Origin of the sequence: Pedobacter sp. MC2016-05 (assembly GCF_026239735.1) — a bacterium.
Taxonomy (GTDB): Bacteria; Bacteroidota; Bacteroidia; order Sphingobacteriales; family Sphingobacteriaceae; genus Pedobacter.
Window position 1 is genome coordinate 327,124 of record NZ_JAPIVT010000002.1, and the last position, 26,357, is coordinate 353,480.

Below are 26,357 nucleotides of genomic sequence, written 5' to 3' on the forward strand. Positions count from 1 at the left end.
CATGGCAACCCAACGCATATTTGCCCGTATTGAACAACTTATAGAAAGCGAAGCTGAATGGCTAATTGCTGATCCAATTTTACTTAAAGGAGAAATTGCGGTTGTAAAATTTGGAAATACGACAAAAATCAAAATTGGTGATGGAATACGAAAGTTTTCAGAAACCCCTTACATGATTTTCGAAACAGGTGAAACCAAAGATGGTATTAATCCCAGTACGCCATCTGTAACTCCAACGGCACCGGTATCATTCATCGCCGAAACAGGAGTCTACCCAAATTTTGGTGGTGTGGAAATTACCGGTGCGGCGGGTTATATCGTTTGGAACGGTTTAGAATGGAAGGCTGTAAACGTTACAATTGATTTGACCAGCTATAAGCCGATTTCATCACCATATATCTTTTCAGAGAATCCCATTGATTCAAAAGCACTTTTCGAGGAAATCGGTGGCGGGAATCTAATAAAAGGGGATTTTTCTAGAGGATTTGTTTTGGGCGGGGAAGGTTCCGGTGATTTTCAGGCAACTGGCGGTAATCTTACCCTGGTTGAAGATTGTATGCGGGCAACATCAGGTAACGCGGTTCAGGGTATTATAGCATGGGTTCCGTTTTCCAAGGGAATCTATGTTACTGAGGTATTAGCCAAAGTAATTGCTTTAGGTGATGGCAAGTTGGGTAACGGTTTGAATGGGAAAAATCAATTTGTAGACCTGATCGACGATGGTGAATTTCATAAATACAGATATGAAAATATCATTGATGAATCAAACAACCTTATTATCTGGAATCAGGAATTTTCTTCCAATACAATACAGGTTTTGGATATCCGTGAGATAAAGATATTTGATAGCACGCAAGGGCTTTTAGGAAAGATAAACCAGCTGGCTCAAAAAGAAGATGCTGTTGATTATAGCTTGCCGGCAGATATAAACCACATTATTGATTATGGGCAGTCTTTATCACTCGGAGCAACAGCCACGGCTATTACGACTACGGTTGTAAGTCCGAATATCTTGATGTTCAGAGATAATCCCAGATTAGCAGAAGGACCTTTGGTGCCATTTGCGCATCATCCCACACATTCCGAAGTTCCTATTGGTGGTTGCGCAACTGTGATAGCGGAGCTTGCCAAAGCAAGGGGAAAATCGTTGGAAAATTCACAATTCCTGGTAAGCTATGCAGGTGAAGGAGGTGCTTCCATTAATGCTTTAAGCAAAGGTACAGAGCCATATAATAGGCTCATACATCATGTTTCTTATGGAATGGAACAGGCAGCGGCATTAGGTAAAAGTTATTGTCTTTATGCGATTCAGTGGACGCAAGGGGAAACTGATTTCAATATGGACAAAGCCGAGTATCGGGCAAAGCTTATCCAGTTAAGAAATAATATTATGGAGGATGCAAAAGCAAGAACTAATCAAGTGTGGGAAACCCCGTTTGTAATGTATCAACCTTCCTCTTTCAATTCGAAGCAGGTAAATCCAGCGGACTACAACAAAGAATTTGTGACGGTTTACGAAGAAATGGGAAAACAAGACCTTGGATTTTATTTTGGAAACCCAAATTATGACAAGGTATATACCATCGAAAATGGTGGCGCTATGATCATTCACCTGAACGCAGTATCGTACAAAAGGATGGGTGGAGAATATGGTGTGATCTTGGATAAACTCATGACCAACCGACCTTACGTAAAATTAGCGGTTGACTCGGTCAGCTTTCAGGGCAGATTAATTAATATCAAGTTCAATAAAAACTTAAGAATTGATACGGTCAACGTCAACGCTATAGCTAATTTTGGCTTTAATGTGTCTGGGAATACGATTAGCTCTGCAACGGTTAAGGATAATCGAATCACGTTGCTTTGTGCTGCAGATGTAGATAGCACACAAATTGTCACCTATGCCTTCAACGCTACCGATAATGCTGGAAATGTTGCAGGGCCTCGTGGAAACATTAGATCAGTTGATGAATACAAATTGTCGTTTGATACGATATACGATTGGCTGGGACATTCAAAACTCTCTTTAAAAAGCGATTCCGAGGTTTGGTGTTTTTATGGCTCGAGCGCAACCGCTCCTGCAACCCAATCAGAAGTCAAGGCTTTACCTGAGCGAACGGCTCTTGTGTATGGAGAAATGAATATCATTCTTGATACGGGCGTGATCAATAAGGTTTTTGTAATAGTCGTACCGACTGGAAAAACCATCAAAAACGCCTATGATAGCACGTCTGAGGAAGATATAAAGACAAATTTCATTCAATCTACTATGATTGTAGACGATCTTTCCTACAGAGTGTTCGTTATGCAAAACGCGCTGCCCTACTCAACAAATCATGTATTCCAAATAGATATAGATAATGATTAGTACAGAAGTGTCTAAGGGATTTAAGAAGCTTAATCCTGGTCCACTAGATGAGTGGGACGGCCCATACAATAGCATCGCTGAAGCTTGCGCTGCTATTCCAGATGTAGTGGTCTCTGGGGTTAATATGAGGCAAGGGAAAAACCCACACATCAAATTCAATGGAGTTCTGAAAGCCTACTATTGGCCAACTAATGACTACTCAGATAATGGAATCAGAATCAAGAATCAGGATCTAAATGCACTGGGCTTTAGCGTCGATAACAACATGAACTTGATCGTAACCGAGGTACAATCAAACTTCACTTTTTCACTCAATAATAACGGAGAATTAATTTTAAACACATAATGGGAGAATCGAAAATAGGAAAGGTCGGACTTACTCCAAAAGGGCCTTGGTTAAACAGCGTTGAATACAGCAGACTTGATTTAGTACAATATCTCGGAAGCAGCTATGTTGCGGTATCAATAAATGCAATTCCGGTAGGAACCTTGCCTACCGATGCTGCTTATTTTAAATTGCATGCTGCAAAAGGGGATCAAGGGCAGCAAGGTTTACCAGCCGTACAAGGAATAGCTACCCCTAGTGGAGTTCCAGCCGGCACCAGATTTGCCGGAGAAACTTGGTTGATTCAGACATCAAATTACGGAAACACCTTTGTTAACTTTGGAAATCAATTAGTTCCTTCAAAAGTCGGAGAACAATATGTGTCAAATGCCAGATTCGTTTGGAGTGGGACTGCATGGATTCTTAACCGCGAGTTGGTAGATGCTCCAGCTGGAACTGATTTTGCCAAAAAAACCGAAGTTACCGCTATACCAGCTATAAAAGACGGCATAAAAAATTTTCAAAGGATAACTTTAAATAGGGTTGCTGGCACAACAAATCCAGCTACCGGAGGGGATATCGTTAATGGTGCATACATTAAAGCTGAATACATAATTATAGATGCAGACCGAGACGGTCTATATTATACAGGAGTAATGCTAGCATCTTCAGCAAGTCCAATAAGCTACTATACTAGCGCTGGCGCTTTCATATCTTCTGAAGCCGTTACCTCTTCATTTAAGCATTATACCAGGTATAAGTTAACAGTTCCAATTAACGCATATAAAATCGTTGTATCTGGTATTATCACTCATTCAAGCACGCCCAATATTGCTTATCCGTTACTACTAGAAAAAGCCATATATATAGGTGTATCGGATAAAGTAGCGGTAATGAACACTAAGTCCAAGAATAGTTCGATCTACACTAAAACAATTGACCCTAAAGCAAACAGACTTCCTGGGAATGTTAGTCGTAAAGGTTATAGACAATGGTTTAAGCTAATTGATAAACAGGCTATTTCTGGGTTTTCAGTTCCGATAGCTAGGGATGCTAGTAGTACAGCATTATTATTTACGGATGGTATTATTGTAACTTTTGTTACCTCAAGGGGGCATTCGTTTACTTATGATATCCCGTTTTCCGAAGTTGTTAAGTATAATACCTTAATAACTCAAAACATCGATGATTATGATTATTGGATAAGTTTAAATGACATATTGATTTTTGATGTTGATGACATTATTCAAATAAGCTGGTCATGTAAAGCTGCAAATGATAAAATTGGCAGGACTTCAAAGCTAATCTTAAACGGCATCGAGCCTGATAGCTCATGGGCTAAAAATGGTTTTGCTTTTGTTTTGGATCTTGATACCGGCAATGATGCAGTTGATTACATGACCCAAATGGTAGCCAATAGTGGCATTTTGCTAGGTGCAACGTTAGGTGTAGTGACGTCTAGTACCATATCTAAAGCATTGCCGCCCTTCATCTCACCTAGAAGAGTCTATACAGTTTGTAATGATGTTATTCCTGCAGAATTTGGTTTTAATAGAAATACTAGTGCCGCTATTTATCTAGATCAATTTTTCAACGCGATTTCGCAGGAGCCAACTTTTAGATTCTCTAATGGATCAAATAGGTTAACTGTCAATAGTCCGATGAATGCAGGAGAAGATAGGATCATGACCTATAACGAAGGTTTCTCTGTTCTTAAGAAAAATTTTACTGACAGAATACAGGGGGCAGGCTACATAGGATCAGATTTTACTTTTCAGCATATTTCCACGCTTAATTCAGCCACAAAAAATGGTTTGCCAAGGGTGCTTGTTATCGGCGACTCTATTTTATCCGGTGCAACACCTCCAACTTTACCTAACGATTTGAGAGATGGCAGGGCGCAGTTAGTTGCGAAGGAACTGTTTCAAATGGACATTATTGATAATGGTAACAAAGCCAATGAATATGGAGCTATATTTCTTGGCACTCAATTGGCAAGCAGAACATTTACGTACAAGAACAACACCGTTACCAATAAAGTAGGTTTTGAAGGCTATGCAGGAATGCGGACTGATCAAATGTTTATTGGACCATTTAGTGATGGCTTAGGAACAACCATAAATAACTTTGCTATCACAAACTGGCTTAATAAGTACAGAACAATGGATAATGCAGGGATTAGACTTGCTTCAGATAGTCCTATAAAAGGGAGCCTGGTTAGCAATGTAAATGATTATGATGTTACCGTTCCAACACACATTATTTTTACGTTAGCTAATAATGATGCAGACACTTTCGACCATTTAGGTACATATAAAGCTTTAATTGCGAGAATAAAAGCGGAATACGCAACTAATGGATGGGGTGTAGTAAACTTTGGTATTGCATTTCCTAGTAGTGGAGGTACGATTTTTCCAAGTATTTACCCAAATCTTACCAAAGAAAGTTATGCTTGGAATTCTTTTTATGGAGATGGAGGTAGAAAACCTAAGATCTGGAAATTTACTCAAGATTGGTTAAACGATCTTATTAATGAGGATACCGAAAGAATTTTTCAAATTCCTTTTTACTTTACCCAGAATCCTGATAGTACTGCACAAAGAAGTGTGCCTACCCCCACAGGAGACAATATAAAGATCCCTTATGGAGGATTTTTACCAAGGGTGCATCCAGATGCAACAGCTCACATGAACTATGCATACCAAATTTATGCTTGGCTTAAATATACTTTAACACTTTAATTTGAAAATATATCTGGAGGTTCTTACGGTAACCATAAAACTCAGCACTCTTCATTTCGAGAATCCAAACTATTTGTAAATGATTCAAATCCTCAATCTTTCTGGCTTAGTTGCGGATCTATATCCCGAAACATCTATCACCATTGAGCGCAACAATCCGCTCTTTAATGATGATGATAAATTTTTCGAGGATATCACCTATGAATTCGCTTTACCGGCTACCGAAAACAATAAAGAATTTTTCAGTAGCGGTCATTTAATTGAGGCGGAAAACAGTGTTTATGAATTAGAAGTGCAAACCATTGCCAATGGCACACCTTTTTTTGCAGGAAATATCGCCTACACCTTTAATGGTGGTGATTTCACCGCCACTTTAAAAGTAAATTTTGGCGCAGTTGCCACGAAGGTTAAAAGTGCCAGGATGCATGATATTTTCACAGGCGATGCACTGCCCGATTATTACACGGCCGCTTACATGAAAACCGTTTGCCAGAATCCTGCACAATATCCATTTAGCTTTTTCCCTGTTTACAACGAAAGCTGGGATGTTTCAAAAGGAACTACCCACTTTTTGGTAAATCCATGGGATCACGCTTCGCAAAGTTTTAGTTTAATAGCATCCATGCGCCGTGGAGACACCACAGCATCTGGCCCATTCTGGAAACTGAAACACTACATCGAAAAAGCGATGCAATATCTTGGCTTTGTTTGCGAAGGCAGCTGGATGAACGATCCGGAAAGTGACAAGATCTATGTTTATAGCCGTTACACGCCATTTACGCTAAGCATTTACGATTCGACCGTTTTCCTTCCTGCAAAAACAACTATTGCAGACTTTATGAAAATCATTAAGGAACGTTTTAATATTTCGTTCAGTTTCAACCTATTTGGCGGTGTGGTTCGGGTACAGTCGGGCAGTTCTTTATTAGCCTCAACTAAAAGCATCGATATTTCTGATTTCATTACCGATATCAACGAGATAAGCATACCAGAAAAAAACGGCTACACCATTACGTTGGAAGCTGACAAACAAGATCTTTTGTTTAAAGACACCGTAAACACTTCCGATGATGAATATGTGCCCACTCAACGAATGGTGATCGGTGGTGGCGAAATTAATATTGAGATGAAAGCATCCACCTTGAAAAATAAAGTGATTGCAGATTATTCGATGCCAGCAACCAAACAGGTAACCTACACCTACTTAAGTGATGGCGTTCCCGAATGGCCCTGGCGTTTTATTAAATATGGTGGAATGAAGTCGGTAGCTGGAGGAAAGGTTTTCCCGCAGGCCGAACCGATGGAACTTACCTTGGCCGACGCCGAATGGTACCGTTTTAGAAATGATAGTAAATATCTAAAAATTGTGGCCATGCTACCGCTCTATTTATTGATGGAAATCGATGGTTCAACAAAAATCAATGTAACCAGTAGGGAAAACGCCTATGTGCAGTGCATCATCGAAAAGATCACCTACAATATGGAAAACAGAGATGTAGAGTATATTGAGGCAACTATTGATTGCCATACCGTAGTTGCCAATTACAAAACACCTGTACTGATCAGCCCTATTGATCCTGTACTGGAATCTGGAATAAGAGTGATCGCCGATTATAATGCCACGGGAGCCGCGAGTATTGATCTGGAAATATACTATGCCCAAAGTCAGGATGGATCAACCGGCGGAATTCCGAGAACCGACAAAGCCACCGTCTTAAAATCGGCAGATCAGTATGGCGTTGGCGGATCAGCCGTTTATTTCCCACCGGTTGCTACCGTGAGAGATAGTTTAGTGGAGTTTCGGGTGAAAACAAGTGTTCCAAAACATGCCATCATAGGAGGCAAAAAAGTATTTTTCACCTTAAAAGATGGATATTATTATACAACCGGCATTGTTGGTAGCCGGGGCGCTGGCATTAGTGATGGCAGAGCAATATTTATCGTTTTCTAAATTATAACTTATGACAGACAGTCCTATCGAAACCCCAATATTAGTGCCTACCGAAAGGGAGGGGGAACTTATTACGCTTTTTCAAACCAGCACAGCACAGCAACGACTTTTTCTGTTGCAATTATTCGGAACGGAATTTCTCCCGCTCAACATTACCGAACGTGTAACCAGCTTCGAGGCCGCTTGCGAAATATTAAGCATAGATCCGGTAACGATTTCTTCCATCACCTTGCCGACGGGTGTGCCTGCCAATACTTTGCCTTACATTAAACTTTCGATCATAGTAAAAGCTTTGAACGAAGCTTGGATTGCAGATTTAAACAACCCTGATCAGTTGAAATATAGCCTGGTACCCATGATGCAAAACGGTTCTTTAATTTATACAGCAACAACCTATATTACCACCAGTACAAGCGTGCCCGTTGGCTTATTACTCGCAACCGATGAACTCGCTAAATATTTAGGCTTTGCATTTCTCGAATTGTTGGATGCTTACTATTTAGAATCTACCGACTTATAATCTACCGTCCTTTCCTACCCTTTTTTTGTTGCCGATTTTTATAGTATGGCGCAAAGTAATCTTTTTGAGCAGATGCGAATCCGCGGCTTTGTTGATGGATGGCAAAAATTCACGATTGAAAAGTGGCAGAAGCAACTTCGAAAGCAAGGGATTGGTGTAACTGATACATTAATCAATTCATTTGAGAAAGATGTTGCCTCTCGTGGCGGTGAGATTATTGAATCGAATCTTAAATTTCTTCTATACGGCCGTTTCCGAGATATGAACGTTGGCAGAGGTTTGAAAGCTTACGAGCGCACTTCAAATACACTTGCAAGAAATTCACAGCGCCGTTATGGTGTGCAATCACGGGTTGTGGCACGTACTCAAAAACGCTGGATTAATAAAATCAATGCTGCTCAAACTTATCGTTTATCAGAAATTCTCGGTACCCGGGCTTCCGAAGCGATCATCTCAGATTTTAACACTACCAATAACATAACCGTAAACATCAATGGCTAATCGTACAGATACCCAATCCGTAATCAATCTCGTTATCAATGGTCAACAGGCCATGACTACGCAACGCGAATTAACCGATGCCCAACGGCGGTTAAATTCCGAAATGCGCAACATGCGACCGAATGATCCAGGGTACCGAGAGCGCTTGCGAGAAGTTCAAATGGTAAATGTAGCGTTGCGAGAGCAACGGGCAGAAATGCAGGGGATTGCTACAGAAGGCTCAAAGTTTAAAGAAATATTTTCTGGCGTATTTGCAGGGATTACTGCTGGCAATTTAGCTACCAGTGCTTTAGAAGCTATACCTGCAGTTCTTGGTAAAATAAAAGATGCCTATGCCGAAGCCGAAAAAAACAGAGCTGTATTGACCAATGCTTTTGGAGGTGATGCAAAGATCGCTGGGGAATCGCTAAAAATGTTAATGGATTATGCCGCACAAACTCCATTTGGAATGCAGGAAGCTACCGACAGTTACATCAAACTGGTAAACCGTGGCATCGTGCCCACACGTGATGAAATGGTTAAGCTTGGCGATTTAGCAGCATCGCAGGGTAAAAGCCTTGACCAACTTGTGGAAGGGTTACTCGATGCTCAAACAGGCGAATTTGAACGATTAAAGGAATTCGGAATTCGTGCAAGTAAAAACGGCGATATGGTTTCCCTAAGTTTCAAGGGCATCACCAAAGAAGTGAAGTATACCGAAGAAGCGATAAAAGAAGCTGTTCTCGGTTTCGGTGCAATGAATGGCGTTTCAGGTATCATGGAAACTGTGAGTAAATCTATAGTCGGTTTAGAATCGAACATCGATGATACCTGGGATCAGATTTTCATGAAGATGGGCCAAAGTTCAGAAGGGTTGATCCATGGTGTTTATTCGGTTTATGGGCAGGTTCTTGGATTCATAAACGAATCAATTTTGGCAACTGAAACAGTTGGGCAACGGTTAACTAAAGAATTTCAGAACCAGGCTACCGAAGTGCGGAATCTCGAACAAAGCGTGAATCCTTTACTTTCTCGATATGATGATTTGAAATCCAAAGGGAAATTAAACAAGGATGAGCAATCAGAACTTAAAAACGTAATTAATCAATTAGCGCTATCCATTCCTGGTGCGGTTACGCAATGGGATAAATATGGAAACGCTTTAGATATCAATGCAGGGAAAGCCCGGGAGTTTTTGAATATACAAAGGGCGGTGCTCAAAACTCAAAATAAAGAAACCATTGAGCAATTGGAATTGGAACTAAAAAGTTTCACCATGAAACGGGATGGATTAATGAACAGTTTAAATTCTGGTAAAAGTATAAAAGCAGTGGGTTCTGATATCGTTGTTAAACCAATGACTGATAAGGAAAAGCTACAAATACAGCAGAGTTTGAAAGATGTTAACGATATGATTTCGCAAAACCAAAACGCAATTAAAGGTTTGAATGGAGATTATATGGTTGAAAACAATAAAAAAACAGATGCAGAGGTGAAATCATCAGCCAGAACCGAAGCTGTGATTAAAAAGAAAATCGAGGATTTAAAAGAGTTACGAGCCCAAGAAGATATCCATTCAAAAGCTTATGCGAAATACACCGCTGATATTAAGAAACTGGAGGACGAATTGAGCGGTGCAAAGGGTAAAAAATCTGCTAGTGAAAAATCTGCAGAAAAAGCCTATAAAAAACAGCAAGCAGATGCGGAGCATTTGAAAGCTGAATTGATCAAAAATGCAGAAGATTTATACTTGGAATCGTTGGATCTCGATGCCAAAGAAATTGAAGCTATTGATCGGAAATATGAAAAGCTGGAAGAAAAAGCCAAAGGGAATGCCCAAGCTTTAAAAGATATCGAGTGGCAGAAAGAAATTGAACTCTCTGCACTTTACCAGGTGCAAACACAACGAGCTGTTGATATTGCTGAAGAAAAGGGTAAGAAAATAACCGAACAATATTTAAAGGATGCAAATGCCTATTATGATGCGACCACTTCAGATCATCAAAAAGAAATTGATAAACTCAATACCGAATACGATGAAAAACTTCGTTTGTATGAAATGTTCGGCGGCGATATGGAAGCGCTTGCCCGTGAATATTATGGCAGAGTTTCCGCCATTGAAGCAGGAGAAGATTCCAAAAAGGGAAAAAAAGGAAAAAAGAAGTTAACCAAAGAAGAAGAATTACAAGCTTATTCCAAAGCTGCTATTGATGCGGCTTATGTTGTGGCTGATACTACTTTTCAAATCGGAGCAAATAAACGACAGGCAGAAACAGATGCTAAATTAAGTACCCTTGAAAAGCAACGGCAGGCAGAACTCGATGCGGCAGAAGGAAACGAAGCTTCAAAGGCGGAGATCAATGCCCGTTATGCGGAAATGGAGAAGCAAGAGAAGTTGCGGGCATGGGAAGCAAATAGAAAAGCAGCGATAACACAGGCATTAATTAATGGGGCATTGGCAGCAACAAACATTTGGGCCACCACACCTAAAGCTGATTTTGGTGTGTCAACATACATCATGCTCGGACTATCGGCAGCAGCCACCATTGGAAGTATTGCTTCCATCGCTTCCCAGGAGCCACCACAATTTGCGAAAGGGGTTCGAAACTTTCAAGGCGGTACCGCTTTGGTTGGGGAAGCTGGCCGTGAAATTATCAACGAGGAAGATAAATGGTGGTTAACTGATGGACCAACGTATGCAAATCTTGCACCTGGTGCCGATGTTTACAATGCCGCAGAAACTTCGCGGATATTGGCCGATCGCATGTATCAAAAAACGAGCTACACGCTAAACACTACTGGCGCCCGCAATGCTGAAATGAGTTATCGGAATAACACCAACAGCACATCTACATCGAAAGCTGGCACTAACGCTTCAACTTCATCTGCAAAAGGCAATGATATGGATGAATTGAAAGGAATGCTGGCCGAAACGCTAAACGCCATTTATTCAGAATCTCAAAAGCCGGTTGTTTTGGATTACAATACAAAAGCCAATTATGAGAAGAAGATGAATTACGCTGTTAATAGTCAGAAGGCATAATCAGGAAACAACGCGTAAATAAGCAGGCTTTGCAACGAAGAAACTGTTCATGGTTTCGATACCTTCTCTTTTATCCGTATCACTCACGTGAACATAAATCATTGTTGTGCCTATTTTGCTATGCCCCATTATTTTTTGAAGGGTAACAACGTCTTTCGTTTGTCGGTAATAATGTGTCCCAAAAGTATGTCTACTCACGTGAAAAGTTAAATTTTTTGTAATTCTCGTTGAACGTTGTTGGCTTTGCATGGCTTTATTTACTTCAACTACGATATCTTTCAAAGTTCTGTTAATTTCCTGATCAGTGGGCAAAGAAAAAAAATTGCCGTTTTTATGTTCAATCAAACTTAGCGCAATTTGAGAAACAGGGATTTCAACAACTTTCCGAAATCGCCTTCCTTTCCATGGAATAAATCTCATCACCCGATCTATGCTCATCCACTCCCAATTAGCTCTTTGTACATCCGAAATTCTTATTGAAGTGAAACACGAAAATAGAAAAGCCCTTAAAACCTTGTGTAATTCGGGAACCAGCCTGTTGCTATTGTACACATCAACCATAGCTGTCAACTCATCTTCTTCCAAATAAACTAAAGATGAACCAAATGTGGCGCTCTTAAACTTTCGGTAGTCATTTGGCACCTGAAAATTATCTTCTTCCGCATGATGGATGTAAGATTTAACATCCTTCAATCTAGTCCACACGGTTCCTGGTGCATTCCCTTTTTTCTTTAGAAAGGCGGCAAAACCTTGAAAAAACTCCTTTGTCAAACCATGGAATGGAAGCGAGTTTCGGAATTGCCTTAATCTTTTAACCGTTCCCATTCCCGCTACATAGGTTTTATCTTCTATTACTTTGTACTTTCTACGTTCTTGTAACTTCAATTCCATGTAAACAATAAAGTCTTTTCTTCGATCTGTATGGGATAATTCATAATTAAAGCTTTCCATTGTGAGTACGGTATCTTGAATCCTATAAACTTTAAAGATTTCGTTGATTTTTGTCAGCTCATTGGTGATTATCAACATATAATCGCTATGATCCTTATCCTTTTTTGAACGGGATTTTATTTGACCAGTTTTGTTATCGATGAAATCGGCAGGCCAAGTGAGATCAAGCCCGATGTACCGCACCTCTCTATTGATGATTACCTGTAAATACAGAGCAGCTTCACCATTCTTTTTAATGCGTGATAAATTTCCTTTAAGTTTTACTGAATAGCTTACCATGAGTTTTTTTTTATTCAAAAAGCTTACAGATTGCTGCTAAATACAAGGTTATCTAAAGCGTTTTTGATTGTTTGAACGATGTTGAAACAAAACTCCAGATTTTTGACTGTTGTATTTTTAAGAAAAGTGCCTTAGTATGAAACTAAGGCACTTTGAAAAGTATTCCTCTTATCTTCAACTAAGAGGTCGTACCCAGCGCCGGAGTCGAACCGGCACGGTTTCCCACAGGTGTTTGAGACCAGCGCGTCTACCAATTCCGCCAGCTGGGCATGTGTTGGACGGGGTTGCAAATGTAGAGAACGAAAGTTAAAATGCAAAAAATAATTTAAAATAATTTGTAATGCATTTATTATCGGGTACTTGCATTCTCCGGCCTCTCATCTTTTAGCTTCCTGTCTACAATAAACGGTGCAAAAGGCAACAATGAAGCCACAAAAATAAGGAGCGCTTTACCAAATTTCCATTTTTGTTCTTGCCAGGCAAGAACCAGTGTAGCAGCATACAGTACAAACAATAAACCATGAGCCCAGCCCGTATATTTAACAAATAGTGGCAAATCGGCAAAATACTTTAGTGGCATCGCGACGAAAAGCAAAAGCAAATAGGAAATTCCCTCTGCTACTGCTACCTTTCGGAAAATGGATAGTGAACTCATAAAATCTGATTTTGAGTCGAAAGTAACCCAAAGGAAGGCACAAACAAAAAGTAAAAAATGATTTTACACTTTGATGTTGCAATAGAACACGAACTTTTCAGGACTGCTAACAAGATGAAAATCACATTCTTCTTGCATACGAACATGGTTGCAGGTGAAATCAATCAGCATAAATAAAAACATTTCAATAATTATTTTCATCTTTAGGGCTGAACTATTTTAAATGAAAGCCCTCATCACTACACTATTATGTGCTTTGTCTTTGTGTTTACAAGCGCAAACTAAAATTCCGGTAATTAAAGCTGGAAGCAAGTCCGCCAAAATTTATGAAGAAGGTAATTCAGTTTCATCATGGGGAATAGATCCTAAAACCTCTCCCGATATCTATACCACTAACAAGAATACCAATCGAAAAAAAGTTACTTGCCAAACCGATATAGATTCCATTACCTTGTGGGTTAAGCCTGGCGAGCAAAAAGATTTCATCGTATTGCTGAACGGTAAAGACTCCTGCTTGACAAGGATTAAATCTCCGGAAATCAAAAATTTTAGCAATCTGAAGCCAGAATTGCATGACTCTATCCCATTCCGCCTTAATCAATACAATACCAATCTGATTGCTGTTTTCTTCAACCACCAGGATTCGCTTCAAATGAATTTCGATACTGGAGCAACGGAGATGTCGTTAACTACCGATGCACTTACAAAAAAAGTAAAATCCAATCCTGAATTATATTCTCGCCTATTGGACATAAAACTGGGAAAGCGGACTTATCAAAGTAAAGTTTATGATACTCAGGTGGTGGGTCATGAGGCTGATGGTTTATTGGGCTGGGACATTTTCGACGGGATGGTGTTGGAACTCAATTATGATAAAAAGCTGATGGCTATTCATTCTAAAATGCCGGATAACATCATCAATAATCGCAAAACCTCCAGATTTAAGATCAAATACATCAACAACAAACCTTTTATAGAAGGATTCATCTTTACTAATAAGCAGGCTTATAAAAACTGGTTTCTCTTTGATACGGGTTATCAGCGAACAGCGATGTTAGATAACGACTTGCTTAAAACAGATAAATTTCCAACGGAAAAGATGGAAGTAATTAAAAAGGTAATCATGCGTGGAACCCAAAACAATGAAATTCCTGTGATTACAGCGAAACTTCAGAAGCTTAAACTTGGAAAATTTGTTCTTGAAAATATACCCGCACAGCTTTTAGGATCAGCTAAACCCATGCCTGGGATAAATATCCACATCCTGGGTTCTGATATCCTGAAACGTTTCAATACATATATTGATTTGCAAAAGGACCTAATTTACTTAATGCCTAATCAATTGTACAGCATGAAATATGCTGACCAGAACAAAAGCTAATTCTTCTACCCTAGCCCCCACAAATCATCTAGTTCTTCCTTCTGATTCTCGTTTTTAAAAGACGTATCGCTGCCGAACGGCAATATTAATTACCTATTCCCCTGGCCATATTTTTATCCCGCTAACAGCTTTTTGCACAAGTATCTATAAAAGCCAAGTTTGCCCACAACCACCGCATCTCTATTGCACCGCTAAGGCAGGATAAAGGCATTTTAGGGCATAGATAAAAATGTTAGACTGGAAAGTGGAAACTTATAAGCCAGAAGAATCCGCTCGAAAATCTCTTTTTAACAAATAATTCTACCTATAAAGGAGAAAGCCTCATTACGCCAATCATATTCTAAAACTAAAGAACCATACCAACACTTTTTCGTCGACAAATTACAGGCGTTGGTCTGATGCTTTCTTCGGCTGGTATAAAAGCCAATTTTCCGCTGAAACGTTTCCTGGGTGACCACGTCTTATTATCAGAAAACATTAAGAAACTTAAAATATAAAGTCATGAAAAATTTAACAAAAACATTATTCGCAGTAGCATTAACAGCAGTAGTATTTACCTCTTCAGCAATCAGCAGCGCTGCTTCAGAACCATTAATTAAAGAAACTAAAGCTGCCGTAGCTCCAGGCTTTAACAGAATTTGGGTTAGCGGCAACGTTAAACTGGTTTTAACAAAAGGAAAAACTCAGCACATTTCGGGTGCCGAAAATTTTGATGCCAGCAAAACTTCAGTAAACAGTGATGGAAAAACCTTATTCATCAATTCGATGGAGCATAACCTGGTAACCATCAATATTACTATGCAGGATTTGGAAAGAATTGAAGCTTACGGACAATCTATCGTAGTAACCAGCAACAATTTCGATGTTAAAAACCTGCAGTTGTTTTTGCACCAAAGTGCAACAGCAAAAATTAAAACTTCCGCAGCCAGCTTGTACACCGTAGTTAATGAAGATGCGGTATTAAAACTAAACGGAAAAGCAGAGGAAAGCACCTTTATTGCAAGCAACATGAAAAATGTAAGCACTAAAGATTTTGCTACTCTAAAATCAGCTACCTACCATTCAAAAGCAATGATGGAAGCAGAACAAAATGCGCTTGCATTAGCTAAGTAATCAGATAATCCTAGTAACAACTAAAAAATGTCCCACGAAGTAAATACTTCATGGGACATTTTTATTAAAATATAATTTGAGTAAATCAGGTGAAAATCGGACATAGCCGCATCATGATCATGATAACAATCAGATCTTATTGATGAGATTCCAATCCTCTACCGGTTTTGTGTTGCAATTCATCGATCCTTTTTGATGCTTCTGATTTAGATAAAGTTTCATCAAAGGATTCACCAGCTTCATCAGAAAGGGTTTTTAGATACGACTGCTGTGCACCCGTCATCGGCTCATCTCCTGTTGTCCAATCATCAGGATTTTTCACTGTATTGGAGCCCGTTAAACCATTGTGTTGATCATTGGCAGAATTTTCATTCTGAGGAATTTGTTTTTCTTCGTTAGTATTCATGACATGATTGTTTTAATGTTCAATTTCAACACTAAAACAAGAGGCAATGTTTTGTTTATTCCGATAACGAATCGGAATACTGATATACAGCTAACAAATAAAAATTAGAAGCCCGAAGTATCCGCTTAATACCCCGTTCCCCGGCCGCCCCTTGGACTAAATTTGCTTTGAAATGCCGGACATGCTCTTTGCGAACAAGCTGAAAATAAAGTTAAAAGTACTAAGACAGTGAAAATGTAAGCGAGCTTCATGGGATCTTTTTCTTACAAAGAACAGCTTCTGCTTTCATTACTGAAATAGTCTTTTATGGCTACAGAAAAAAATTTTTAGTAACTAAATCGGTAACGTTCTCAATGCAATATTTTCTTATTTGAGCTTATAATATTACCTTGATGCTGCTATATAAATCCTCCAATGAAAAATTTCATCCTCGTCTTTTTACTCATCGCTTCTTTTAGATTATCTGCCCAGGAAAACTTAAATTTTGGCAAACAGAAGGAACTTGTCTCACCAGAAATTTATACTGATAAACGTGTAACTTTCCGATTGTATGCACCACAGGCAAATAAAGTAGAGCTGCAAGGCGACATGCTTAATCAGCCTGGAAATGCGCAAATGCAAAAACAAGCCGACGGTACCTGGACTTACACCACTGCTCCATTAAAATCAGAATTATATAGCTATTCATTCGTGTTAGATGGTGTGAAAACCAGAGATCCGAGCAATGTTTACCAGATCAGAGATGTAGCTTCGGTAGTAAATGTGTTTTTAGTGGGCGATGGAAAAGCAGATCATTATTCAGTGACTGATGTTCCCCACGGCACCCTGGCTAAACGTTGGTACAACTCGCCCGGAAACAATATGAACAGAAGATTAACGGTTTACACTCCGCCTGGCTACGAAAGTGGAAAACAAAAATATCCTGTTTTGTACTTACTTCACGGCATGGGTGGCGATGAGGAGGCCTGGGCAGCACTCGGACGTACGGCTCAGATTTTGGATAACCTGATTGCCAAAGGAACCGCCAAACCAATGATTGTGGTAATGCCGAATGGAAATGTTGCGCAACAGGCAGCGCCAGGTGAAGATGTAAAAGGATTTTATAAACCTACCATGCAACTTCCCCATACGATGGATGGAAAAATGGAAGAAACCTTTAGCGATATTATTAAATTTATAGAAAGCAATTATCGGGTAAATGCCAATAAATCGCAAAGAGCCATTGCTGGTCTTTCTATGGGCGGCTTCCATTCCTTGCATATTTCCAGGTATTATCCGAAAACATTCGATTATGTCGGGCTTTTTTCTCCCGCTATTATGCCCTTCGGAAAAACCAATTCTCCGGTATACGAAAATATAGATGCCACCTTAAAAAACCAATTTAGCAACGGGTTAAAACTGTATTGGATAGGAATTGGTAAAACAGATTTCCTTTACAAAACCGTTGCCGATTACCGCAATAAGCTAGACAATAATCAGATGAAATACACTTATGTAGAAAGTGAAGGTGGGCATACCTGGGCAAACTGGAGAGATTACCTCGTACTTTTTGTGCCGCAGCTGTTTAAATAGTAAAGAACATCTGCATGAATGGAGCTAAAAACCAATCAGTTAAGTTTTCGGTAAACGCTCCCTGATTCTAGAAATATATTTCTGACGATAAAAGATATCTTTGATAGCAGGCAGTAAGTTTTGAGCATCACCAGGACTTTCATCAAACTGTTTAACCAGTTTATCCAGCTCGTTTTCAAGCTGCTGCTCAATTACATCTACCTCTCCCCGCACTTGCGATAATTTATCGGGATCAGGCTCAAATTCCAGATCCATCAGCGCTTCATTCACCTCCATCATTTCCATCAAAAAACTTTGTGGTAATTGATATCCCTCATCAGTTTCTACAATCCCTTTAAGTTCCAGCACATATTTCAATCTTCTTTTAGCATTGCTCAAAGTTTGATAAGCTTTATTGTTCAGAGTGGATAAAGTCAAAACTTCATCTTGTTTTTCAACGCTTTCATTCGCGTAAAAATCTGGATGGTATTGCTTGCTCAAAGCATAAAATTTAGCTTTTACCTGCTGCTGATCGGGATTGAACTGCACGGGCAAGTCATAGAACTCGAAATAATTAGACTGTTGCGTTTGCTCACTCATAATAGGATATCATTAAAAAGCCGTAGCTGCAGTTCGAAAATCAAACTTCATCTGCGGCAATATTATTAATTTGATTTTACCTCCCGAAAGATTTTAAAATATCATTACCAAAAGCAAACACCATTAAACAAATGAGGATTACAAAGCCTACAATCTGTGCTTTCTCCAAAACCTTTTCGCTTACTGGTTTGCGTTGTACCATCTCAATAAGTAAAAACACTACGTGGCCTCCATCTAAGCCTGGGATGGGCAATAAGTTCATAAAGGCCAGTGCCATGGAAATTAATCCGGTAAGCGTCCAGAATTTTACCCAATCGAAGGTTGAACCATAAACTTTAGCAATACCAATCGGACTGCTGATGTTACGGGCGCTTAATTTACCGGTGATCATCTTCCCAATACCTTTCGCATTATCTAAAAAGGTGCTGTAAGCCATTGTTGCACCAATAGGTAGCGATTCTGCAAAGCCAAAACTTACATGCGCAGTTTCTGGCATTTTAAATCTCGGCCCAATTCCAATTGTTCCATCTTTGCCAACATTCACATCGAAATTGATTTCTTTTCCGCCTCTAAGCGCAGCGATACTTATCTTCTTACCCTTATTTGCAAAAACCTCATCTTTAAACTGATCAAAGAAGGTAACCGGTTTTCCGTTAACAGCTAAAATGCTATCTCCTTTTTTAATTCCGGCAGCATAAGCTGGATAAACCGGTTTTGTAGAGGGCCTTTTAAACAGTTTATCGAAAAACGATTGTTTGTCGGCTTTTTCATCTGGTTCCAAAACGGTTTCCACTCTTGCCATCCGGTAGCGTGGGGCAATAAAGTTCTCTTTATCGTTTTTAGAAAGTTTATTTAAAATAGTATCCGGAACAGAAATATAAAGCGTTTGATTGCCACGCAAAATAGTCAGTTGTGCTCCATCAAACAATACTTTACTAGAAATGGCATCTTCAAATTTAATCAGCTTGCTTCCATTAATGGCCAAAATTCTATCTCCGTTTTTAAGCCCGATTCCTTTTCCTATCGAACCTACAGAGATTCCATCTGTTAACTTTCCATTTACGGTATAGGTTTGTCCATATTTAAAGGTAAGCATCCAAAAAATGATTACACCTACCACTATATTGACAATAATACCCCCAAGCATCACAATTAAACGCTGCCAGGCTGGTTTCGAGCGAAATTCCCAGGGTTGAGCAGGCTGAGCCATTTGCTCGGTATCCATACTTTCATCAATCATCCCCGCAATTTTAACGTAGCCACCTAATGGCAACCATCCCACACCATATTCAACATCTCCTTTTTTGAAGCTGAAAAGTTTAAAACCCCATGCATCAAAAAATAAATAAAACTTTTCTACTTTAATGCCAAATGCTCTTGCTGCAAGAAAATGCCCTAATTCGTGTAGTATTACCAATAAAGACAATCCGAGCAACAGCTGCCCCGCCATAATCAATCCATTCATATTTGCTTATAAAATTTTTATGTTAGATGTTAAACTTTACTTTTTGTTACTAATTCGCTGGCGAAGATACGGCTATGTTTGTCAGTTTCTAAATAATCGCTCAATTGTGGCTTCTCAATGAAACTAATCTCTTGCATACACTGCTCAATTACTTCGCTCATTTGCAGGAAACCAATTTTATCCTTTAAAAAAGCTTCAACTACAACCTCATTGGCTGCATTTAAAATACAAGGCATGTTCCCACCCTTCCTTAAAGATTGAAATGCCAGTTTTAAATTTCTAAAGGTTTCCATATCTGCCTGCTGGAAGCTAAAATTTGGATAATCCAGAAAGTTAAAACGTTTAAAATCGTTTTTTAGCCTATCTGGGTAATTTAAAGCATATTGAATAGGCAGTTTCATATCCGGAACGCCCATCTGTGCCTTCATTGATCCGTCAGTAAATTGAACAATGGAATGAATAATAGACTGCTGATGCACAATCACGTCTATTTGATCGACATCAAGATTGAACAACCACTTTGCTTCAATTACCTCCAATCCTTTATTCATCAGAGAGGCCGAATCGATGGTTATTTTCGCACCCATTACCCAATTGGGATGTTTTAAGGCTTGCTCTTTTTTTACTGAGGATAAAAATTGCTGGTCTTTACCCAGGAACGGACCTCCGGATGCAGTGAGGTAGATTTTTTCGATTTCATTCTGCTCCTCGCCTACCAGACACTGAAATATGGCGGAATGTTCTGAATCAACCGGAAGGATTTTAACCTGGTATTCCCTTGCCAAATTTGTGATATACTCTCCAGCAACAACAAGGGTTTCCTTATTGGCAAGGGCAATATTTTTGCCTGCTTTTATTGCGGCAATAGTTGGCTTCAATCCCACTGAACCCATCAATGCCGTCAGCACAATATCGCTTTTCGGATAAGCTGCAACTTCCGAAAGTGCTTTCTCACCTGCTAAAACTTCGATGTTAAAAGACGATAATGAATCCTTTACATACAAATATTGGCTTTCATCACAAATCACAACGGTTTCGGGCTTAAAGTCCTTTGCCTGCTGAATAAGCAATTCAGCATTTTTAAGTGCAGACAATACAGAAACCTTAAATATTTTAGGATGATCCCGAACAACTTCAAGTGCCTGTGTACCTATACTTCCTGTAGAACCTAAGATGGTTATGTTTTTCAAATTTTATTCTTTTATTCAATTCTTTTTTGGACAGGTATAATCCAATATACCTTCCGCCCAGCTTTGCCTGAGTACTGTATCTTCGTTCAGCTTAATCCGGCCTAACAAATTTTTGGGAATGCAGTACCCTAGCCTAAGCACAAACTCTAATACAAAAATTTTCAGCCGGTAAATATCACCCCACCGCTAGAAGCCCTTTATCAGGAAAGGTTAAATGAGATTGCCACGTCGTGCCTCCTGGCAATGACGGTCTACTTAACAATATATTCCTCCAACTCATCAGCCAACTTCCTATCATTACTCAATCTTGGCACTTTGTTCTGCCCGCCCAATTTACCTTGGCTTTTCATATAATTTACAAAAGCATCTTTTTGCAAAGTACGTATAATTAACGGCTTAAGGATATTCCCTTTAATGAGGTCAAAGTAGTAAATATTTTTCTTTTGCAAAGCCTGATCAACTTTTTTGCTAAAGGCGATTATATCTTTTGGAAGCGATGAAAACTCCACAAACCACTCATGATATGGAAGTTCACCAGCCTTCGGATTAACCTGAGGCGCCACTGTAAATTCCGTAATCTCCACTTTTTCTTCGTTTGCCACAGTTAACAAAGCATGCTCTACCTCTTCTCCAATTACATGTTCGCCAAAGGCGGAAATAAAATGTTTAATACGCCCCGTAACTATAATTTTGTATGGATTTTTAGAAACAAATTTAATGGTATCGCCAATGCTGTAACCCCATAAACCGGCGTTTGTATTAAGTACGAGCGCATAATTGGTTTCTAACTCAATCTCCCCAAGCGATAAACGAGTAGGTTTTTCGTTGTGATACTCATCCGCTGGAATAAACTCGTAAAAAATTCCAGCATCAGCCAACAACAGCAAACCTTTATCTTTTTGGGAGTCCTGATAAGCGATAAAACCCTCTGATGCGGGATAAGTTTCAATCGAATCGATTCTCTTGCCGATGCTTTGTTCTATTTTCGCCCGATAAGGTTCGAAATTTACTCCGCCATAAATAAACAAGCTGAAATTCTTAAAGATGTCGGCAATTTTCTTTCCTCCGCTCTTTTCTGATAGTTTATCGAAATACATCTGCACCCATGGTGGAATACCAGAAATTAAAGTCATGTCTTCGCTGATGGTTTCATCTACAATGGCATCTACTTTTTGTTCCCAATCTTCAATAATGTTATTTTCATAAGAAGGCAATCGATTTTTTTGCAAATAGCCAGGAACATGGTGCGCCACAATGCCTGACAAGCGACCAACATTGATTCCGTTTTTTAGCGTCAGCACAGGGCTCCCCTGTAAAAAAATCATTTTTCCGTTTACAAAATCTGTTTTACCGGTTTCATGAATATAAGTGAGTATGGCATTCCGGGCAGCTTTGATATGCTCAGGCATTGATTCTTTGGAAAGCGGAATATATTTTACGCCAGATGTTGTTCCTGATGTTTTGGCAAAGTAAAGCGGCTTTCCTTTCCAAAGCACATCACTTTCGCCTGCAACAACCCGATCTACATATCCTTTTAAAGCTTCGTAATCGCGAATGGGAATAGTTTCTTTAAAATCCTGATAATTTTTGATCTCCGCAAAGCAATGGTCTTTCCCGAAAGCTGTATTTTCCGCCGTTTTAATAAGATTTTGAAGAATTTTATTTTGTGCCTCAACGGCATTCTTTTTCCACTTATTGATTTGCCATACTGCAAATGCCGCAAAAGGTTTACTTAACGCCGCTTTTAACCCCATAACTCCAAACCCTTAAACGGGCTTCTCCTTTCTAATGTTAATATTCAGTTCGCTAATAATAAAATGCATAAAATTTACTATGTTTTTAACGCTCTCATTTTGGAGAGCTGAGACCTAAACGATATTGTGTAAAATATCTGGATGTTCATCGCCCTTATACTCTCCTGCAATTTTACGGTAGGCTACTGTTAATGCCACACTCGATAACGGAACAATAATAAATGAGCTTAAAATATTTACGGCGAAGGCTACAAATGGCCAGTGTAACATATTAAAAACCAGATAAATTAAATACCCCCCACCTAAAACCAGTAATAATAAAAGAATTTTAGTGAAATTTCCTTTGGTAATGGCAAGACTAAGTTTAATAGATTCGAAAGGCGCTACATTTTTATCGATGATAAAAAACGGAAAAAAAGAAATCCTAAGCCAGGTGATAAATATGGCCACAATACCTACCGAGATGGCAACGTTTTTAATCACATCTAAACTTAAACCAGTGTAGATAAACGGAAACGCAACTAAGATAACCACCAGGTAAACACCTAAAATACACCCAACAAAATAGAGTGTAGCGATAAGAAAGCGAATAATTTGCTGCCGTGTTGGAAGTGTATCTACAATTTTGACATCATTTTCCTCATCATCCATTAAATGGAAAATGTATTTGAATAGCGATAAATTGATGGTAAAATAAAGAAAGACAAAGATAATGGCCATTACAGCACTCAACGCTTTGCTCACATCTTTAATAAAAAATGCCATTAAGCTGGATGCACTTGCGGTGATAAACATCAAAAAGCAGAGCGTAGCGATAGAAAAATAGTGTTTTCTGGTAATGCCCCATGCTTTTTGAATAACATCGTTAACGGCAAAAGTGCTTTCTTTTAGATAATTGATCATTGTTGTTTAAATACCACTCGTTTAAATAAATCCTGTATAAATCCTAAACCATAGGCGGTTAGTTGGATGAACGAAGATATAATGCTCAAAAATGCAACTTTTAACGATTTATTTACAGCCCAGGAATGAAAAAATATCAACATAAAGTACACCAAAAGCAGAAAGTTACAAACATAGGCTAATGGCGGATAGAGGAAGTTACATAAAATGGTAAAGCCAAGGCCAACGGTAAATACTGCTGGAAAAAAGTGAACCAACTTGAGCTCTTTTGGGAAGTGTTTATAAATATTAATCCTCGCCCTCCCGAAAAAGTGCAACTGCTTATAAAACTGGCTAAAACTAGTTCTGCGTTTGTGGAATACTTTTGCCTCTGGAATTAACCCGATTGTAAAGCCAGCTTCATGGATCCTGATGCTATACTCGATATCTTCCCCTAACCGGGTTAAGATGAAACCACCAACTTTTTCCCAGGCCTGGCGAGAAACACCCATATTAAAACTTCGGGGATGGAACTGGCCAACATGTTTTTTATTACCGCGGATGCCACCGGTTGTGAAAGGCGATGTCATGGCGTAGCTAATGGCTTTTTGTACTGGTGTGAAGCTTTCGTGTGCAGCATCAGGGCCACCATAGGCATCTAAGTGGTGCTCGTAAAGATAGTTCCTTACAATTTCCAAATAATCTGGCGGAACCAGAATATCAGAATCGAATATGATGAAATAATCTCCTGAAGCCCGCTCGAAAGCATAATTCCGGGCGAAACCTTGTCCTGCGTTTTCTTTGAAATAATATTTTATATCGAGTTTTTCCGCATAAGAATCTACAATTTTCTTAGCATCATTTTTAGAACCATCTTCAATCACCAAAACTTCAAACTGTAAATAAGTTTGTTTAGTTAAGGTGTACAAAAGCTCGTCGATTTCTTGCGGACGATTATAAAGCGGAATGATTATAGAGAAAAACATTTTTGAGGTTGAGGGTTGAAAGTGTACAGGTTGAGGGTTTGAGTGGATAAACCTTCAGCATTGAAGCCACCTACTTTAATTCCTTTTCTATCAAATACTGATTTCTTTCTGGTGCGTTCCGAGACAAAAGTTCGGCAATAAAGCCTGCTAAAAACATCTGCGAACCCACCACTATTGCCACCAACGACAAATAAAATAACGGCTGCTGAGTTACATCGCGATAGGCTAAGCCTTTCCAAATGAGAATCTGCTTTTCTACCAGTACATAAAGTGACATGATAATTCCCAAAAAAAAACTCAATACTCCTAATGAACCAAAAAAGTGCATAGGCCTTTTACCAAATTTACCAACAAAGAAAATGGAAAGTAAATCTAAGAAACCATTAATAAATCTGCTAAAGCCAAATTTAGTTGTTCCGTATTTACGGGCACGATGCTCTACAACTTGTTCTGAAATCTTATTAAAACCTGCCCATTTCGCTATTACCGGGATATAACGGTGCATTTCTCCATACACTTCAATGGTTTTAACCACATCGCTCCGGTATGCTTTTAACCCACAGTTGAAATCGTTCAATTCAATTCCACTCATTTTGCGTGTGGCTGCATTGAATAATTTGGTCGGAACTGTTTTGGTGATGGGATCGTAACGCTTTTTCTTCCAGCCCGAGATCAAATCAAGTTTTTCTTCGTTAATTCGACGGTATAATTCTGGAATTTCATCTGGACTATCTTGTAAGTCAGCATCCATCGTAATGACCACATCGCCTTGGGTAGCCTCGAAGCCAACGTTTAATGCCGCAGATTTACCATAGTTTCTTCTGAATTTGATACCCTTAATAGCTGGATTTTGAATTCTAAGTTTTTCGATAACTTCCCATGATCGATCAGTACTTCCATCATCAACTAAAACAATTTCATAACTGAAATTATTTTCAACCATCACTTTATCAATCCAGGCCGTTAATTCGGGCAGCGATTCATCTTCGTTAAATAAGGGTACTACAACTGATATATCCATTGTTAAGCATAAACCTCGCTAGTTTCCAAAACTTGCGAGGTTTGTTTAAAGTAAAACGTGCAAATTTCATCAAATTAAATGATAAAACCTGCACGTTCGAAATTTTATAAGATTTACTAATTTTCTTTCGGGAAAGTATTAAAAGTTGTTGGTTCTTTTTTCTTCAAAATTGCGGCAAGTATTAAAGATAAAACGCCATACATGGCCAAGGACACACCAAAACTTGTGAATGAATTTTTCAAAGTTGGAGCAAGTTTTTCTTCCATATTACCTGCTTTTTCTAAAGCTTCGTCAATTTGCTCTGACGCCATCCCAAATTTCTCCATCATCGCTCTTTGCGAATCTGTAATTGCAGCGGCAGCTCTTGCTGGCAACCCGGGATCAATAACAGTCATTAATAACACATTATATAGCACTGAAACCAATGCTAATATTAAAGCAATAATTAAATAAGACTTAAAAGCTTCTCCGAATGTCCAAAAACCACCAATCTCTTTACGAATGGTAATTCCTGCGAACACCAACAGCACGATAAAAATAATTAAGATGATAAAAGGCAATGCAAAATTGGTAAAAAGCATTACGGGATTAATAAAATGTAGCGTTAATGATATTGCAACGGATACAGCCGCAAGTATGAAACCATACTTAAGTGATAGTTTGGTAATTAAGGCACTTTTGTCCATAGCTTTTCT

General features: G+C 39.0%; 21 protein-coding genes and 1 tRNA gene. 10 read left to right on the top strand and 12 right to left on the bottom strand.

What is annotated here, in order from left to right:
* Position 1 precedes the first annotated feature (1 nt).
* The 7 genes from OQZ33_RS04445 to OQZ33_RS04475 all read left to right on the top strand — a co-directional run bounded on the left by OQZ33_RS04445 (position 2) and on the right by OQZ33_RS04475 (position 11,428).
* A complete protein-coding gene (locus OQZ33_RS04445) occupies positions 2–2,368 on the top strand; it encodes a sialate O-acetylesterase (RefSeq protein ID WP_265797861.1) in 2,367 nt (788 codons plus the stop codon).
* Complete coding sequence (locus OQZ33_RS04450; RefSeq protein ID WP_265797862.1) at positions 2,361–2,714, top strand: hypothetical protein; 354 nt, start codon at positions 2,361–2,363, stop codon at positions 2,712–2,714. The genes OQZ33_RS04445 and OQZ33_RS04450 overlap by 8 nt, the downstream gene beginning before the upstream one ends.
* Complete coding sequence (locus tag OQZ33_RS04455; RefSeq protein ID WP_265797863.1) at positions 2,714–5,434, top strand: hypothetical protein; 2,721 nt, start codon at positions 2,714–2,716, stop codon at positions 5,432–5,434. Before OQZ33_RS04450 ends, OQZ33_RS04455 begins: the two co-directional genes overlap by 1 nt.
* Positions 5,435–5,513: 79 nt before the next feature.
* Positions 5,514–7,385, top strand: coding sequence for a hypothetical protein (locus tag OQZ33_RS04460; RefSeq protein ID WP_265797864.1), 1,872 nt, complete (start codon positions 5,514–5,516; stop codon positions 7,383–7,385).
* A 10-nt stretch (positions 7,386–7,395) separates the two neighbouring features.
* Positions 7,396–7,905: a hypothetical protein gene (locus tag OQZ33_RS04465; protein ID WP_265797865.1), complete on the top strand. Its 510-nt coding sequence runs from the start codon at positions 7,396–7,398 to the stop codon at positions 7,903–7,905.
* A 45-nt stretch (positions 7,906–7,950) separates the two neighbouring features.
* Positions 7,951–8,406, top strand: coding sequence for a hypothetical protein (locus OQZ33_RS04470; protein WP_265797866.1), 456 nt, complete (start codon positions 7,951–7,953; stop codon positions 8,404–8,406).
* Positions 8,399–11,428: a hypothetical protein gene (locus OQZ33_RS04475; protein ID WP_265797867.1), complete on the top strand. Its 3,030-nt coding sequence runs from the start codon at positions 8,399–8,401 to the stop codon at positions 11,426–11,428. Before OQZ33_RS04470 ends, OQZ33_RS04475 begins: the two co-directional genes overlap by 8 nt.
* On the opposite strand, the gene OQZ33_RS04480 is transcribed toward OQZ33_RS04475, so the two are convergent.
* The 3 genes from OQZ33_RS04480 to OQZ33_RS04490 all read right to left on the bottom strand — a co-directional run bounded on the left by OQZ33_RS04480 (position 11,429) and on the right by OQZ33_RS04490 (position 13,313).
* Positions 11,429–12,658: a site-specific integrase gene (locus OQZ33_RS04480; protein ID WP_265797868.1), complete on the bottom strand. Its 1,230-nt coding sequence runs from the start codon at positions 12,656–12,658 to the stop codon at positions 11,429–11,431. It lies immediately after the preceding gene.
* Between the two features lie 189 nt (positions 12,659–12,847).
* Positions 12,848–12,927 (bottom strand) — tRNA-Leu (locus tag OQZ33_RS04485).
* Positions 12,928–13,007: 80 nt separating this feature from the next.
* Positions 13,008–13,313 (bottom strand): DUF3817 domain-containing protein, encoded by a 306-nt coding sequence (locus tag OQZ33_RS04490; RefSeq protein WP_265797869.1) that lies wholly within the window; start codon positions 13,311–13,313, stop codon positions 13,008–13,010.
* Positions 13,314–13,536: 223 nt separating this feature from the next.
* On the opposite strand from OQZ33_RS04490, the gene OQZ33_RS04495 reads away from it, so the two are divergent.
* Together OQZ33_RS04495 and OQZ33_RS04500 are read left to right on the top strand one after the other, a co-directional pair.
* Complete coding sequence (locus OQZ33_RS04495) at positions 13,537–14,694, top strand: hypothetical protein (protein WP_265797870.1); 1,158 nt, start codon at positions 13,537–13,539, stop codon at positions 14,692–14,694.
* Positions 14,695–15,195: 501 nt separating this feature from the next.
* The gene (locus OQZ33_RS04500) at positions 15,196–15,807 is read left to right on the top strand and encodes a GIN domain-containing protein (RefSeq protein ID WP_265797871.1); all 612 of its coding nucleotides are present in this window, start codon (positions 15,196–15,198) and stop codon (positions 15,805–15,807) included.
* Positions 15,808–15,943: 136 nt separating this feature from the next.
* On the opposite strand, the gene OQZ33_RS04505 is transcribed toward OQZ33_RS04500, so the two are convergent.
* Complete coding sequence (locus OQZ33_RS04505) at positions 15,944–16,213, bottom strand: DUF3072 domain-containing protein (RefSeq protein WP_265797872.1); 270 nt, start codon at positions 16,211–16,213, stop codon at positions 15,944–15,946.
* Between the two features lie 414 nt (positions 16,214–16,627).
* Between OQZ33_RS04505 and OQZ33_RS04510 the strand changes: the two genes are divergently transcribed.
* On the top strand, positions 16,628–17,785 hold the full coding sequence (locus OQZ33_RS04510; protein ID WP_265797873.1) for an esterase: 1,158 nt from the start codon (positions 16,628–16,630) through the stop codon (positions 17,783–17,785).
* A gap of 39 nt (positions 17,786–17,824) precedes the next feature.
* On the opposite strand, the gene hscB is transcribed toward OQZ33_RS04510, so the two are convergent.
* The 8 genes from hscB to OQZ33_RS04550 all read right to left on the bottom strand — a co-directional run bounded on the left by hscB (position 17,825) and on the right by OQZ33_RS04550 (position 26,348).
* Entirely contained in the window at positions 17,825–18,364 is a 540-nt protein-coding gene (hscB, locus tag OQZ33_RS04515; RefSeq protein ID WP_265797874.1) for a Fe-S protein assembly co-chaperone HscB, read from the bottom strand.
* Between the two features lie 76 nt (positions 18,365–18,440).
* The gene (gene rseP / locus OQZ33_RS04520) at positions 18,441–19,829 is read right to left on the bottom strand and encodes an RIP metalloprotease RseP (protein ID WP_265797875.1); all 1,389 of its coding nucleotides are present in this window, start codon (positions 19,827–19,829) and stop codon (positions 18,441–18,443) included.
* Positions 19,830–19,858: 29 nt separating this feature from the next.
* The gene (locus tag OQZ33_RS04525) at positions 19,859–21,019 is read right to left on the bottom strand and encodes a 1-deoxy-D-xylulose-5-phosphate reductoisomerase (protein WP_265797876.1); all 1,161 of its coding nucleotides are present in this window, start codon (positions 21,017–21,019) and stop codon (positions 19,859–19,861) included.
* Positions 21,020–21,270: 251 nt separating this feature from the next.
* Positions 21,271–22,773: a GH3 auxin-responsive promoter family protein gene (locus OQZ33_RS04530; RefSeq protein WP_265797877.1), complete on the bottom strand. Its 1,503-nt coding sequence runs from the start codon at positions 22,771–22,773 to the stop codon at positions 21,271–21,273.
* Positions 22,774–22,887: 114 nt separating this feature from the next.
* Positions 22,888–23,676, bottom strand: coding sequence for a hypothetical protein (locus tag OQZ33_RS04535; RefSeq protein WP_265797878.1), 789 nt, complete (start codon positions 23,674–23,676; stop codon positions 22,888–22,890).
* Positions 23,673–24,641 carry a glycosyltransferase gene (locus OQZ33_RS04540; protein WP_265797879.1) on the bottom strand — a complete coding sequence of 323 codons (969 nt, stop codon included), beginning with the start codon at positions 24,639–24,641 and terminating at the stop codon, positions 23,673–23,675. Before OQZ33_RS04540 ends, OQZ33_RS04535 begins: the two co-directional genes overlap by 4 nt.
* A gap of 70 nt (positions 24,642–24,711) precedes the next feature.
* Complete coding sequence (locus OQZ33_RS04545; RefSeq protein WP_265797880.1) at positions 24,712–25,662, bottom strand: glycosyltransferase family 2 protein; 951 nt, start codon at positions 25,660–25,662, stop codon at positions 24,712–24,714.
* 116 nt (positions 25,663–25,778) lie between these two features.
* Entirely contained in the window at positions 25,779–26,348 is a 570-nt protein-coding gene (locus OQZ33_RS04550) for a DUF4199 domain-containing protein (RefSeq protein WP_265797881.1), read from the bottom strand.
* Positions 26,349–26,357: the final 9 nt, after the last annotated feature.

What these genes read in the sequence shown, in the direction of transcription:
- OQZ33_RS04445 (WP_265797861.1), top strand. Translation starts at nt 2, where the DNA reads ATGGCAACCCAACGCATATTTGCCCGTATTGAACAACTTATAGAAAGC.
- OQZ33_RS04450 (WP_265797862.1), top strand. Translation starts at nt 2,361, where the DNA reads ATGATTAGTACAGAAGTGTCTAAGGGATTTAAGAAGCTTAATCCTGGT.
- OQZ33_RS04455 (WP_265797863.1), top strand. Translation starts at nt 2,714, where the DNA reads ATGGGAGAATCGAAAATAGGAAAGGTCGGACTTACTCCAAAAGGGCCT.
- OQZ33_RS04460 (WP_265797864.1), top strand. Translation starts at nt 5,514, where the DNA reads ATGATTCAAATCCTCAATCTTTCTGGCTTAGTTGCGGATCTATATCCC.
- OQZ33_RS04465 (WP_265797865.1), top strand. Translation starts at nt 7,396, where the DNA reads ATGACAGACAGTCCTATCGAAACCCCAATATTAGTGCCTACCGAAAGG.
- OQZ33_RS04470 (WP_265797866.1), top strand. Translation starts at nt 7,951, where the DNA reads ATGGCGCAAAGTAATCTTTTTGAGCAGATGCGAATCCGCGGCTTTGTT.
- OQZ33_RS04475 (WP_265797867.1), top strand. Translation starts at nt 8,399, where the DNA reads ATGGCTAATCGTACAGATACCCAATCCGTAATCAATCTCGTTATCAAT.
- OQZ33_RS04480 (WP_265797868.1), bottom strand. Translation starts at nt 12,658, where the DNA reads ATGGTAAGCTATTCAGTAAAACTTAAAGGAAATTTATCACGCATTAAA.
- OQZ33_RS04490 (WP_265797869.1), bottom strand. Translation starts at nt 13,313, where the DNA reads ATGAGTTCACTATCCATTTTCCGAAAGGTAGCAGTAGCAGAGGGAATT.
- OQZ33_RS04495 (WP_265797870.1), top strand. Translation starts at nt 13,537, where the DNA reads ATGAAAGCCCTCATCACTACACTATTATGTGCTTTGTCTTTGTGTTTA.
- OQZ33_RS04500 (WP_265797871.1), top strand. Translation starts at nt 15,196, where the DNA reads ATGAAAAATTTAACAAAAACATTATTCGCAGTAGCATTAACAGCAGTA.
- OQZ33_RS04505 (WP_265797872.1), bottom strand. Translation starts at nt 16,213, where the DNA reads ATGAATACTAACGAAGAAAAACAAATTCCTCAGAATGAAAATTCTGCC.
- OQZ33_RS04510 (WP_265797873.1), top strand. Translation starts at nt 16,628, where the DNA reads ATGAAAAATTTCATCCTCGTCTTTTTACTCATCGCTTCTTTTAGATTA.
- hscB (WP_265797874.1), bottom strand. Translation starts at nt 18,364, where the DNA reads ATGAGTGAGCAAACGCAACAGTCTAATTATTTCGAGTTCTATGACTTG.
- rseP (WP_265797875.1), bottom strand. Translation starts at nt 19,829, where the DNA reads ATGAATGGATTGATTATGGCGGGGCAGCTGTTGCTCGGATTGTCTTTA.
- OQZ33_RS04530 (WP_265797877.1), bottom strand. Translation starts at nt 22,773, where the DNA reads ATGGGGTTAAAAGCGGCGTTAAGTAAACCTTTTGCGGCATTTGCAGTA.
- OQZ33_RS04535 (WP_265797878.1), bottom strand. Translation starts at nt 23,676, where the DNA reads ATGATCAATTATCTAAAAGAAAGCACTTTTGCCGTTAACGATGTTATT.
- OQZ33_RS04540 (WP_265797879.1), bottom strand. Translation starts at nt 24,641, where the DNA reads ATGTTTTTCTCTATAATCATTCCGCTTTATAATCGTCCGCAAGAAATC.
- OQZ33_RS04545 (WP_265797880.1), bottom strand. Translation starts at nt 25,662, where the DNA reads ATGGATATATCAGTTGTAGTACCCTTATTTAACGAAGATGAATCGCTG.
- OQZ33_RS04550 (WP_265797881.1), bottom strand. Translation starts at nt 26,348, where the DNA reads ATGGACAAAAGTGCCTTAATTACCAAACTATCACTTAAGTATGGTTTC.